This window comes from Lujinxingia vulgaris, from assembly GCF_007997015.1.
Lineage (GTDB): Bacteria > Myxococcota_A > Bradymonadia > Bradymonadales > Bradymonadaceae > Lujinxingia > Lujinxingia vulgaris.
In genome coordinates this window covers 540595-552811 of the sequence record NZ_VOSM01000002.1, presented here as the reverse complement: position 1 = coordinate 552811, position 12217 = coordinate 540595, and the positions used below count along the sequence as shown (strand labels likewise).

The window sequence follows — 12217 nt, the reverse complement described above, 5'->3', positions numbered from 1 at the left end:
AACGTCGGCCTCACTCACCGGCTGCGCTCGCCATCGACGTTAAGATCGATGCGCCCCTGCTCGGTGCGAATCTGCACAAAGCTCGGGCTGTACGACGCCGCCGGCTGCACCCCGGGCGGCTCTTCTTCGGCCAGCCGCTCCCAGTCCTGACGCCCCCAGGGCCTGGGGATATGGTAAAAATAGCGCAGCGACTCGGCGTTCAGCGTCAGACGCTCCCCGCCCTCCACCCGCTCGGCGGTGTAGAGGTACTTGCGATCAAAGACCACCCGCACGTCGGTCCAGTCTTTGCTCCCCTTATTCTCAATATAATACTGCCGACGCTCCAGCTGGCTGGTCAGCTCCTCATCCCCAAAACTCGCCCCGAGCTCATTGCCATCGTCCGGACCGCTCATCGCCCAGCCCACGCTGGCAATCACCAGCACCAGAAAGCCCACCACCACCCCGATCTTCTCGACCTGGTAGCGCGTCCCCGACTCAAAGAGACCTTTGAGCTGGGCCTGCAACTTGTTCAACACCTCTTTCGCATCCATCGCCGCTCTCCCGAGGCGAAAACATTGTTCTGCCCACCTTTATAACCCGTGGCGCACCTACTGCACAGCACAGCCTCGCGAAGAACGCTGCCCCCCCCCCAGCGAGTATCCCCCTCAATCGTCGTCATCATCATCTTCATCAGGCGTATAACGATCCTCGTAGAAGTCCGGGTCCTCGCAGAACAAGAAGGGCATAAATGCCTCGCACTCCGCAGGCTCATCGGAGCCATCGGCGCAGTCCTCCACCCCGTCGCAATACTGCTGATGACTCACCGGTGTGCCGTCCGGGCAGACGCGATCGGGCTCACAGGCGCGCAGACAATCACTGACCCTCTCACCGCCCAGCGAGCATAAGCTGCGCCCGAGCGCCTCACAGGTGGCGTTGAGCATGCAGCCGAGCTGGCAGTCGCGCACCTCATTCTCAAAGTAGCTCTCTTCGCAGTCGGGCGAGTCCTGCGGGTCGGTCCAGAGCCGGCCCAGGCGACAGTCGTTGAGCTTATCCTGCAAGCCCCGGCACTGCGTGCCTTCGTCGTAGCCGCGATCCACGCCGCTATGCTCGGCGTCAAGGGCCTCGACCTGCTCCACCAGCCCGCAGCCGCTCACCCCCGCACAGAGGGCGACCACCATCATCCACCGCTTCATCATTTTCATCTCCTCTTAAGGCCCGGGCCACTCCACGATAGCGCTGCGCGAATGCTCATCGACGCGCTCCTGCACGCATGTATTCAATCATTATTCCTTCAAGATTCACCTCGCGGTCAACGTCGAGCGCCCCCGGCCTCATCGCCCTCATCAAAAAATTCCCTCGCCACCTCTTTTACAGAGCTTCACGGCCCTTACCCTTGACGGCTTCTAGTCTCTCCTCCACCCTGAATAGACCGAACCACCTCCGGGGCACGTCCACGTTTTGTTCACGCAGTGATATCTATGAACAACATTCCCGCTCATGCATTCGGGCTCTTTCTGGCCGTGGGGGTCGGCGTTCTGGTCGGCGTCGGCCTCTTCACTTTCCTCTATGCCGACGGCCACGCCTACCTCCAGGACGACCCGCTGGTCTGCGCCAACTGCCACATCATGCAGCCCCAGTACGATTCCTGGATGGCGTCCAGCCACCAGAATGTCGCCACCTGCAACGACTGCCACACGCCCAACGGGCTGATCCCCAAATACATCTCCAAGGCCGACAACGGCTTTCGGCATGCCTGGGCTTTTACCTTCGACAACTTCTACGAGCCCATCCAGATCATCCCGCGCAACCAGCGCGTGTTGCAGAACCAGTGCATCAGCTGCCACGGCGACCTCGTCCACCCCATTATCGACGAGGACAACAACCCGCAGTGCGTCAACTGTCACTTCAACGTCGGCCACGCCGGACACCAGCGCCCCCAGCGCTTCTGACGCCTGCCGCCCCCCGATCTACGCACAACGACCTGAGCGCCTCGACCGCCCGTCTTTTGGAGTATGATGATGAGCCAGAAATCTTCGGAAACCCCTCGTAAAAAGTTCCCCCTTCAACGCGGCTACATCGTCGCGGTGGCGCTCACCGCCGGGGTCACCATCATCATCGTCGCGCTGCTCATGAACATCTTTGAGCGCCGCACCGAGGGCCAGACCCCCTTCTACCGCGTCGTCGAAGTCGATGATGAGACCGTCGATCCGAAGATCTGGGCGCAGAACTGGCCCCACCAGTACGACTCGTACATGCGCACCGTCGACCATGAGCGCACCCGCTACGGTGGCTCGGATGCAGTGCCGATGCAGAAGCTCGACAAAGATCCCTGGCTCAAAAAGATGTGGTCCGGCTACGCCTTCTCGGTCGACTACCGCGAGGCCCGCGGCCACGCCTACATGCTGCTCGACCAGGAAGAGACCGAGCGCGTCACCGACTTTCAGCAGCCCGGCGCCTGCCTGCACTGCCACGCCTCGGTGATCCCCGCCTACCGCTTCGCCGGCGACGGCGACGTCTGGGCGGGTTTTGTGAAGATGAGCGGCATGCCCTACGAGGAGGCCCGCAACATCGTCGACGATTCTGGCGAAAAACTCATTGAGCACCCCGTGGCCTGCGTCGACTGCCATAACCCCGAGACGATGAGCCTGCGCGTGAGCCGCCCGGCCTTTAAGGCCGGCATCGCCGCGCTGATGAAGCATGAGCGCGGCATCGAAGACTACGACGTCAACCGCGATGCGTCGCGCCAGGAGATGCGCACCTTTGTCTGCGGCCAGTGCCACGTCGAGTACTACTTCGACCCGCAGGACAAGCACGTGATCTACCCCTGGGCCCAGGGCATCAACATCGACAACGAGATCGCTTATTACGACGAAGTCGGCTTCAACGACTGGACGCATGGTTATACCGGCACCCCGATGCTCAAGGCCCAGCACCCCGAGTTTGAGCTCTACAACGCCGGCACCCACGCCGCCGCCGGCGTGGCCTGCGCCGACTGCCACATGCCCTACGAGCGTATGGGCGCGATGAAGGTCAGCAACCACCACGTGCGCTCCCCGCTGCTCGATATGGCGTCGAGCTGCATGACCTGCCACGGCGGCTCTGAGTCCGATCTTCGCGACCGCGTGCACACCATCCAGGACACCACCCAGGGGCTGATCGACCGCGCCTCCAACGCGCTCGTTGAGATGATGGACGACCTGGCCCTTGCCCGCGCCATGGGCGCCACCCCCGAAGATCTCGAAGAGGCCTACAAACTCCACCGCGAGGCCCAATTCCGCCTCGACTGGGTGTACTCCGAGAACTCCCGCGGCTTCCACGCCCCTCAAGAAGCCGCCCGCGTGCTGGCCGACTCCATCGACCAGGCCCGCCAGGCCCAGCTCGAAGCCCGCCGCATCATCCAAAAGCTCGAAGCCGAGGGCGCCACTCGCCCCGATCACGTCGAAGGCGCGGAGGTGGGCACCGAAAAGCCCGTCAAACCTGAGCCCGCCCCCATCGAGGGTGTCACGCCCGCCGAAGAGGCGCCGGCCGGCGTCTACTGAGGGCATCCGTAGAGACAACCTCGACGAACAAAAACGCCCCCGCTGCTCTCGCAGCGGGGGCGTTTTTGATGAGTGCCATTACGATGACGCGCGTGCCGCAGTTCATCCATTGCGCGCACGCCACCCTCGGCTTCACACATATCAGCCCAGATCACCCTCTCTCAAAGTATGCTTTAGCCGGGACGACAAATCACGGCCGCGCCCATAACCTCGGTCCATGATCAGCCGCGTCGCCTCTTCGGCCGCCTTTCGCTCTTCTCCGACGATGATCTCGCGCAACGATCTCAAATCCATCGCATCCTGAGGACGCTCATCCGCAGACTCCGACAGAAGTTTCAGCGCGAAAAGATGACCGGGCCGCGCCACTGGAATCACAACCTCGGGGATCACCGCTATCGCCTGAGCTTGCTCAACAATTTCCACTTCGATGCCGGACGAGGCAAAGAGCAGGTCGACATAGACCCACTCCTGGCTGCGCTCGCGTGTCGTGCGCGCTGTGGATAGCCGCCCCACCGCATCCTGTTCCATCACCGCGGAAAGCACATAGCCCCGCGATTGCCACCCATGGAGAAACGACTCCGCGTCAGCGTCGTTCTTCACTGCGACTGCGACGTCAATGTCACGCGTGAAACGGGGATCAACATAGCAGGAGACGGCCAGGCCCCCTACCAGCGCCCATGCCGTGCCCATGTCCTCAAATGTGTCACGCACTATGGAAAGTGATTCAAAGAGTTCATTGATCACGAGCACTCCACGCTTCAAAACTCATCTCCCGCCCGCAACCCGCCAGGGGACGCTCCCCTAACCACGCCCGCAACATCGCGTCGACTTCGGCTGGCGAGGCCTCCGGATGACGCCGCGCAAGTTGCTGACGCTTCATCGCAATTCCGGCGTCCGCCATCTGCAACGCGAGTCGTAATCGCGCCGCCTTCGACGCATTGTCCTGAGCAAGCACCGTCGCTCCGTATCTAAAAAAGATCACCTGACATCTCGTCATCAAACGCTAAGTTCGCAACAGAACTACGTCAACGCGCTATCACTCAAAACGCACAGCCCGACGGCCCCCTTGTCGACCACGCCCCGGCAGCCGTCGAATGCGCGTATCAGTCAAAATGACCTGAGCGAACCCAAACGCCCCCGCTGCTCTCGCAGCGGGGGCGTTTTTGGGCTCACGGGCACCAACGCGATCAGGAAACGGTCAAACAGCAGCGCTTGTACTTCTTGCCGCTCCCACAGGCGCAGGGATCGTTTCGCCCGAGCTCCGGCTCCCGAACGACGAAGGGCTTCTGAATGCCTGCCAGAAGTCCGGCAGCGAGCAGCGCCGGGTCGGCGCCCCTCCCCTGCTCCTCGGCACTCTGGACCTTCGTGCGCCTGGCGTGCTTCATCGCGGCCTCCTGCAACGCCACGTCCAGCTCTGCAGACAGCCCCTCACGTTTCAGAAGTTTCAGGCAGGCCTCGGCCGCACCAAAGTCGTACGCGCGCTGCACATACATAAAGAGGGCCGTGAGCTCTGCGACGATCGCGTCCCCATCCAGATTAATCTCAAAACCTCGCATCCGAAGAGCGCTGAACATCGCGTCCTCGAGCAGCTCCGCGGTGATCTCTTGAAAGGGCTCGTTGCCGTACACATGCAAATAATCCAGCGCCAGACGTGCGCCACCCACGCGCGTTTGTAACGCGTTCGCCTCCGGCGATGCCGCAAACGCCCGAAAGAGCCCGTCGGTCCAGACCTCCGAACGCACGTGATGCACCTGCTCTTCGTAGTCGTCGAGAACGCTCTCCTCGAACTCGAACACCGGCCCCCCGCCCTGGTACGGCGAGCGCTCCCCGCTCCTCAGCGCCGCCGCCTCGGGCATATCGAGCAAATCAACCGCGACCTCATAATCCAACCACTCCTTAAAGGCGTCCCAGCCCCTCTCTTTCGGCCATAAGGTCTCATCGTAGCACCATCCGTGGAGCATCGACTCAAAGACCCGAGTCGCGTTTATCTCCAGATACTCCTCGGTATCCTCACGTACATGAAACATCGGCGTGAGGAAGACCTGATCACTGGCAAGAATGGCCTCGTCGCTCAGGCCCTCCGCGTACTCACGATCCACCTTACGCACCCAGTCCACAAAAGGCTGCAAGGGCCGTACAACTACCGCACAACGATTCACACTTCGCATAGCGTTCCTCCTGGTTCGGTAAAGTACACCGCCGCCAGCACCCGCAGATCTCCGAAAGAGCGCGAGCGCGCGTAACGCGAACAAGGGCACACCCCACAGGCGATCAACGCATGGGGACATGCAAACCTTGAAACGCAGCCAGGCCATGCTCTCGATGCAGCAGAACTGACATCAACGCGAGCTGACGGCGTACAGCACAATGGTTACGGCGAAGCTGCAGCATCGTTGGCTTTTGAATTCAGGTCAACCCTCTTAACCGTCCTCCCCCCCCCGGTCCTTGAACCCCACTGACTCGCCCCTACATCTTCTTCCCTCAATTCCAATCCGAGCCGTGCCACCTCCAGGGAAGGAGATCTGCCATGAGCGATGATAAGAAGCGCGCGCCGACCAGCGAGACGAGCAAACGCGAGGATCTTGAGCGCCACACCTCCGAGCGCGGCACCTACCTCACCACCAACCAGGGGCTGCGCGTCGACCACACCGATGACTCACTCAAGGCCGGTGAGCGTGGGCCGACCTTGATGGAGGACTTTCATTTTCGCGAGAAGATGACGCACTTCGATCATGAGCGCATCCCCGAGCGCGTGGTGCACGCCCGCGGCTCGGCGGCCCACGGCTACTTTGAGCTCTACGAAGATCTTTCGGCTCTCACCCGCGCCCGATTCTTGTGCGACACCTCCATGAAGACGCCGGTTTTTGTGCGCTTCTCGACCGTGGTGGGTTTTCGGGGCTCGGCCGACACCGTGCGCGATGTGCGCGGCTTCGCCACCAAATTCTTCACCCAGGAGGGCAACTACGATCTGGTGGGCAACAACATGCCGGTCTTCTTCATCCAGGACGCCGTCAAGTTCCCGGATCTGGTGCACTCCATCAAGCCCGAGCCTCATAACCAGATGCCCCAGGCCTCCGCGGCACACGACAACTTCTGGGACTTTGTCGGCCTTGTGCCCGAGTCCACGGCCACGCTGATGTGGGTGCTCTCCGACCGAGCCATCCCGCGCAGCTACCGCATGATGGAGGGGTTCGGTGTGCACACCTTCCGGCTGGTGAATGAGGCCGGCGACGCCAGCTTTGTGAAGTTCCACTGGAAGCCGAAACTCGGCACCCACGGGCTTGTCTGGGACGAGGCCCAGAAACTCGCCGGCAAAGATCCCGATTTCCACCGCCGCGATCTCTGGGAGGCCATTGAGGCCGGTGATTTTCCCGAGTTTGAGCTCGGCCTGCAGGTCGTCCCCGCCGAAGACGAGCATCGCTTTGACTTCGACCTGCTCGACCCCACCAAGTTCATCCCCGAGGAAGAGGTGCCGGTGCGCCGTGTCGGGCGGATGGTGCTCAACCGCAACCCCGACAACTTCTTTGCCGAGACCGAGCAGGTCGCCTTTCACCCGGGCCACGTCGTGCCCGGCATCGACTTCACCAACGACCCGCTCTTGCAGGGCCGCCTCTTCTCGTACATCGACACCCAGCTCATTCGCCTGGGCGGCCCCAACTTCTCAGAGATTCCCATCAACCGCCCGGTGGCGCCGGTACACAACAACCAGCGCGACGGCTACGGGCGCCAGACCATCAACCGCGGCAACACCAACTACTACCCCAACTCCACCGGCGGCGGCTGCCCGATGATGGCCAGCGCCACCCAGGGAGCTTATGTCCACCTCTCCGAGCGCGTGGACGGCCATAAGATCAAAAACCGCAGCGACAGTTTTCGCGACCACTTCTCTCAGGCCACCCTCTTCTGGAACAGCCTCACCGACGCCGAAAAAGACCACCTGGTCAGCGCCGCCCACTTCGAGCTGGGCAAGGTCAGCTCCATGGAGGTGCGCGAGCGCATGGTCAACAACTTCAACGAGGTCGACCACGACTTCGCCTGCCGCGTCGCCGCCGGCATCGGTGTAGCCGCCCCCAAAACGCCAAACGCCAAAAACCACGGCAAAGCCTCCCCGGCGGTGAGCATGGAGGCGACCGTCAAAGACACCATCACAAGCCGTAAGGTCGCCGTACTGCTCGCGGATGGCTTCGCCGCCGACCAGCTCAACGAAATGCGCGATGCTCTGAAACAGGAAGGGGCGCGGGTCACCATCGTCTCAGAGGTTCGGGGCACGCTCAGCGCCGACGATGGCTCCAGCGTCGAGGTCGACAAACCCTTTGTGACCACGGCCTCCATCATGTTCGATGCCCTCTACATCCCCGGCGGCCAGGAGCACATCGACACCCTCAAAACCCGGGGCGACGCCCTGCACTTTATCAACGAGGCCTTCAAACACTACAAACCCATCGCCGCCACCGCCGAGGGCGTTGACCTCCTGCGCGACGCGGCGATTACAGGCATCGACCTGGCGGATGCGCAATCCAGTGACCACGTCAAAAACCAGCACGGCGTCATAAGCCTCTGGGAGTGCAGCAACCTCGCCGACTTCACCACGCAATGGCTCGAGGCCATTGCTCAACACCGCCACTGGGGCCGCGATGCGGTCGGTCGGGTGCCCGCCTGACGCTTCGGCTTATCTCCGGCTGACCGCCCCTCATGCCCGAACGACGAAAGCCCGAGGCGAAAACTCGCCACGGGCTTTTTCGTGCTACGCCGCGCCTCCCCTCCTCACTCCCGAAAACGCCCCTCACAGCCCTGCTTCGCCAGCGCATACTCCTTTGAGCACGCCTGCAACTGCCCCTCACGCGCCGTGTCCGTGATGCGCGCCCCCTGCGTTGTGCCGTAGCCGTGGTCGGACACGGTCGTCCGCGCCCGAAGCGCCCCTTGCCGGCACTCTTCGTGAGCCTTCTGCGCTTGCTCCAAGCATGCGCTCAGACTTGAGGGAGCCCACCAGAGAGAAAACCCGACAAAACCCACCATGACCAGGATCACGAGCGCAATAAGCTCGGTGCGCCGTCCTGCCGCCGCCCTGTCTCGAAGCTCCGCCATGGTCTGATTCCGGCTTTAAAACAAAAACTGATACTGCAACCTCAAGAACTCCTGACGCGGCACATCGTGCAAAAGCCCGTGCACGCCCACCTCGACATGCAGCTTGGAGTTATGCCCCCGGTGGTAGATCTGCGCGCCCAGCGCGGCCTCATCGTTGCTCGCGACCGGCGCGGCATCGTCGAAGTAGGTCTGCGAGAAGCGTGCGGCAAGCAGCAGACGCTGCTCAATGGCCAGCACCGCCAGCTGCGCGTTCATGCCGTGGCCCACAAACCCATCAAACGCGCCGTCCGGCGAGCTCGTGTCGCGGAAAAAATAACTCCCCTGCAGCGTGACCCGGTCGATGGCCAGGTAGGCGTCGGCGGTCAGGCTCAGCAAAGACGCGCGCAGCTCCGAGCCGTCACCCAGCCAGTCCCGCGCCCGCGAGGAGTTCGCATAGTAGGCACCCGCTCCGAGAATCAGCGTGGGCTCGGCCACCGCCTCCACCAGCGCCTCACTCTCGCTGTACACGCCGATCGGCGCCGCGGCCACCCGTGCCGTGAACACATGGCTGACGTCTGGCGAGGGCATGGCGTTTCGGCCTTCGCCATTGAAGATGCCGGCCTCGAGATGGAACTTCTCGCTGGGCTCAGCATCGACCATCACGCCGATGTCGCGGCCGTCCGCCCACTGAAATTCTCCGTGTGCCAGGGAGCGCTCTACAAAGACGTGATAATCGCTCGAGCTGTCACGCTCCCAGCTAAAGGGTGGCGCAAACTGACCGGCCTGCACGCTGAGTCGATCCGAGAACTCGTAGGCCACCCAGCCATCGCGCAGCGAGGCCTCGCGGTTGAGCTCAGGAACCACCTTCATCACCATATTGCCAAAGGCCCGGGCCTCGATCGAGGGGCGCAGCCGTCGAATAAAAAAGCCCGCGTTCTGTACCGACGTCTCCTGCGCGTTCACCTCATAACGAAGCTGAAAATCGCCATTAAAGGTGATCGAAAAGTCCCCATCTTCCGAGCTGATCGAAAGATCCGGCGTCTCCTGCCCCGACGCCCCTGCAGGAACAAAAAAGGTCGCCCCCATCAGGGCGGCCAACGCGACACCAACCAGGTTTTTACGCATGCATCTCACCGTGCCAGACATTGGACAACCATCACGTGTCACCAAAATGACACAAAAACGTCAGGTTGTAGACAACAGTAGGGCACTGGCGAGTATTCACTGAACACTGAATTTTCATACGAGCCCTGGCGAGCCTCCTCACCTCTTACCGCTGCATGTGGCCTCGCTGCCCTGGCACATCGTCAACGTCGCACCACACCACCGATTCACAGCGTCAAACAGCACACGGCCGCACGCGACCTCCCCCCAACCCTCAAGGAAAGCCCCACACACATCGCCGGACAGCGACCCCGCTCAAACGCGAGGCATACAGATGTACGGATTGCTACGTGCGTTAAACGTGGCGTCCAACCGGCGGCTTTCAATCGACAATTCGCAGAATTCTCAGCGTTTCCCGCTGACTTATCAGCACGCCAGCGCCCCTCTTATGCCTTTTTCAAACAACACCGCTTGTACTTCTTGCCGCTCCCACACGGGCACGCATCGTTTCGCCCCACCTCCGGCTCATCCGACACAAAAGGGTGCTGAATCGGCGCGAACCCGCCCCCGCCGAAGGGGTCCAGCCCCGCCATCATGCGTTTGGCCATCCCGAAATTATCCGTCGAGTTCATCGCCTCATCCATCGCATCGGCCATCCCCCTGCGCCGCAGCAGCGCAAGACACGCCGACGCATTCTCCAGCTTGTAGGCCCGCTTCATAAACTCAAAGAGCGCCACAAACTCCGCCAGCACCGCCTCCGCATCAAAGCTCGGATCGGTGATCTTGCGCGGGAAATGCACCAGCAACGCGTACTCCAGAAGCTCCGGCGTCAGGTCGTGAATCGTGATCCCCTCATAACCATGCAGGTAATGAAAGAGAACCTCCGTCCACCCCACCACGTACCTTAGCCCCTCAGCCTCCTTCGACCCCGCAAACTGCTCGTAGAGATGCGCCACCCAGATTGGCCCCCGAATCTCGCTGATATATCCATCCGGATCATGGAGCGCGGCATGAAAATCAAAGGGCTCATCGACAAAACCAGCTTTATCAGCACTTGAATCCGAGACAAGTGGCGCGTCATCCAGGTCGACGACGTAATCATGAAGCTCCCACTCCACCCATTTCTCAAAACTCTTAATGCCCCGCTGCTTCGGCCATTGCTCCCGGTCCACGCACCAACCTTCGAGCAGGTCCTCAAACATCCTGCGAGCTTGTTTTTTGAGAAAACGCTCCACATCCGCGGGCGTCTCCACCTCCGGCGCAAGATAGGCGATGGTCTCCCCGCGAATCGCCGACGCTTCGGCAGGTTCCACCCCATCTTCTTCATCAAGCGCATGCACCCAGTCGACAAAACGCTGCCCCGGCCGCACCACGACCACACTTCGATTCACATAAGACATCACATACTCCGGATGCAGATTTCCGTCTTCGTTATTCGCGCTCCCGACACAGCGTAGACGCGAGCACACTACGTCCTGAGCCCCTGGTAATGTCAACGAACTCGAGGTTCTGGACACGTCCCCTCGCGCACACCTACCTCTCCTGCCATACTCCCCCCTCACCCAACACCGCTCCCCCGACCTCGCTCACCCCCACTTCGGCCCCGCCATGCGCCAACGACCCCGAAAACTCGCCATCGCCGCAGCCCTCGCCATCGCCGCACTCGCCTGCTCCGACGACATCGACCCGGCCGGCCCCTTCGACCTCACCGAGCCCGACGCCGCCACGGACGCAGCATCCGACGCAGACACAGCCCCCGACGCCTCGCCCGACACCCCGGAAGACGCCGACGCCTCGCCCGACACCCCGGAAGACGCCGACGCCACCAAAGACGCCGACCCCATCCTTCCCCCGGCGCCCCACAACATCTGCGAGCTCTCCGATCCCACGCCCGACCCCACCCCCTGCCCCATCCAGGCCCCCGACGCCTATGGCGACTGCGACGCCGTGCTCGGCGTCGTCTTCGACGGCACCCAATGCGTCACCGCCTCCGGCTGCGACTGCCAGGGCGACGACTGCCCCGCCTTCGACACACTCCAAGACTGCGCCGCCTCCTGCGCCGGCGCCGGCTACTGCCAGACCGAGCGCCTTGCCTCCCTCCTCACCGGCGCCTGCCCTGGCGAGGACTGCTTCAACCTCACCACCATCTGCGCCGCCCCCTCCGGCGAGCTCGCGGATTTTGAGGCCTTTTTGACCCATAACCTCCCCGGCCTCCAGATCTCCTGCTCCGAAAACGAGGGCCTCTGCGGCGCCAACATCTTCCCCCACACCTGCCTCCCCGACGACTGGTGCTGCACCATCAACGGCCCCTACTCCTTCGACCGCCCCCGCCACCACGGCCACTGCGCCATCACCCTCCTTCCCAACACCCGCGCGCTTGGCTGCCTCCACCTGGAGTAATAACAACCGTAGGTGGGGAGTGGGCTGCCGCCTGGTCGATCTGCGCGCCGCCCTTTAGAATTGAACACCCCCACCTCCCCCACGTCTCTCCCCTCGACGCCCCGCAAGCCTCGCCAGATCCCCACGATTTC

General features: G+C 62.3%; 12 protein-coding genes. 4 read left to right on the top strand and 8 right to left on the bottom strand.

Annotated features, from left to right (window positions below; translation table 11 throughout):
- Positions 1-14 precede the first annotated feature (14 nt).
- Entirely contained in the window at positions 15-530 is a 516-nt protein-coding gene (locus FRC98_RS05805; RefSeq protein WP_146980342.1) for a hypothetical protein, read from the bottom strand.
- Between the two features lie 114 nt (positions 531-644).
- Positions 645-1175, bottom strand: coding sequence for a hypothetical protein (locus tag FRC98_RS05800; RefSeq protein ID WP_230467317.1), 531 nt, complete (start codon positions 1173-1175; stop codon positions 645-647).
- 282 nt (positions 1176-1457) lie between these two features.
- Between FRC98_RS05800 and nrfH the strand changes: the two genes are divergently transcribed.
- Entirely contained in the window at positions 1458-1928 is a 471-nt protein-coding gene (nrfH, locus tag FRC98_RS05795; protein WP_146980340.1) for a cytochrome c nitrite reductase small subunit, read from the top strand.
- Between the two features lie 66 nt (positions 1929-1994).
- On the top strand, positions 1995-3518 hold the full coding sequence (locus tag FRC98_RS05790) for an ammonia-forming cytochrome c nitrite reductase subunit c552 (RefSeq protein WP_370469235.1): 1524 nt from the start codon (positions 1995-1997) through the stop codon (positions 3516-3518).
- 141 nt (positions 3519-3659) lie between these two features.
- On the opposite strand, the gene FRC98_RS05785 is transcribed toward FRC98_RS05790, so the two are convergent.
- From FRC98_RS05785 to FRC98_RS05780, 3 genes are all read right to left on the bottom strand, one after another.
- Positions 3660-4262: a nucleotidyl transferase AbiEii/AbiGii toxin family protein gene (locus tag FRC98_RS05785; protein ID WP_146980338.1), complete on the bottom strand. Its 603-nt coding sequence runs from the start codon at positions 4260-4262 to the stop codon at positions 3660-3662.
- On the bottom strand, positions 4252-4515 hold the full coding sequence (locus FRC98_RS22015) for a hypothetical protein (RefSeq protein WP_283809643.1): 264 nt from the start codon (positions 4513-4515) through the stop codon (positions 4252-4254). Before FRC98_RS22015 ends, FRC98_RS05785 begins: the two co-directional genes overlap by 11 nt.
- Before the next feature lie 190 nt (positions 4516-4705).
- Entirely contained in the window at positions 4706-5686 is a 981-nt protein-coding gene (locus FRC98_RS05780; protein WP_230467315.1) for a YecA family protein, read from the bottom strand.
- A 359-nt stretch (positions 5687-6045) separates the two neighbouring features.
- Here FRC98_RS05780 and FRC98_RS05775 point away from each other — a divergent pair, with 359 nt between their 5' ends.
- Positions 6046-8178, top strand: coding sequence for a catalase (locus tag FRC98_RS05775; protein ID WP_146980336.1), 2133 nt, complete (start codon positions 6046-6048; stop codon positions 8176-8178).
- Positions 8179-8282: 104 nt separating this feature from the next.
- On the opposite strand, the gene FRC98_RS22010 is transcribed toward FRC98_RS05775, so the two are convergent.
- The 3 genes from FRC98_RS22010 to FRC98_RS22005 form a co-directional block, all read right to left on the bottom strand.
- Positions 8283-8414, bottom strand: a complete 132-nt coding sequence (locus FRC98_RS22010; RefSeq protein ID WP_283809641.1) for a hypothetical protein — start codon at positions 8412-8414, stop codon at positions 8283-8285.
- A 204-nt stretch (positions 8415-8618) separates the two neighbouring features.
- Positions 8619-9707 (bottom strand): porin, encoded by a 1089-nt coding sequence (locus FRC98_RS05770; protein ID WP_230467314.1) that lies wholly within the window; start codon positions 9705-9707, stop codon positions 8619-8621.
- 425 nt (positions 9708-10132) lie between these two features.
- On the bottom strand, positions 10133-11086 hold the full coding sequence (locus FRC98_RS22005) for a YecA family protein (RefSeq protein WP_283809640.1): 954 nt from the start codon (positions 11084-11086) through the stop codon (positions 10133-10135).
- A gap of 208 nt (positions 11087-11294) precedes the next feature.
- Here FRC98_RS22005 and FRC98_RS05760 point away from each other — a divergent pair, with 208 nt between their 5' ends.
- Complete coding sequence (locus FRC98_RS05760) at positions 11295-12086, top strand: hypothetical protein (protein WP_146980334.1); 792 nt, start codon at positions 11295-11297, stop codon at positions 12084-12086.
- Positions 12087-12217: the final 131 nt, after the last annotated feature.

Coding starts and splice junctions, on each gene's coding strand:
- FRC98_RS05805 (WP_146980342.1), bottom strand. CDS start 530: ATGGATGCGAAAGAGGTGTTGAACAAGTTGCAGGCCCAGCTCAAAGGT.
- FRC98_RS05800 (WP_230467317.1), bottom strand. CDS start 1,175: ATGATGAAGCGGTGGATGATGGTGGTCGCCCTCTGTGCGGGGGTGAGC.
- nrfH (WP_146980340.1), top strand. CDS start 1,458: ATGAACAACATTCCCGCTCATGCATTCGGGCTCTTTCTGGCCGTGGGG.
- FRC98_RS05790 (WP_370469235.1), top strand. CDS start 1,995: ATGATGAGCCAGAAATCTTCGGAAACCCCTCGTAAAAAGTTCCCCCTT.
- FRC98_RS22015 (WP_283809643.1), bottom strand. CDS start 4,515: ATGACGAGATGTCAGGTGATCTTTTTTAGATACGGAGCGACGGTGCTT.
- FRC98_RS05780 (WP_230467315.1), bottom strand. CDS start 5,686: ATGCGAAGTGTGAATCGTTGTGCGGTAGTTGTACGGCCCTTGCAGCCT.
- FRC98_RS05775 (WP_146980336.1), top strand. CDS start 6,046: ATGAGCGATGATAAGAAGCGCGCGCCGACCAGCGAGACGAGCAAACGC.
- FRC98_RS05770 (WP_230467314.1), bottom strand. CDS start 9,707: ATGCGTAAAAACCTGGTTGGTGTCGCGTTGGCCGCCCTGATGGGGGCG.
- FRC98_RS22005 (WP_283809640.1), bottom strand. CDS start 11,086: ATGTCTTATGTGAATCGAAGTGTGGTCGTGGTGCGGCCGGGGCAGCGT.
- FRC98_RS05760 (WP_146980334.1), top strand. CDS start 11,295: ATGCGCCAACGACCCCGAAAACTCGCCATCGCCGCAGCCCTCGCCATC.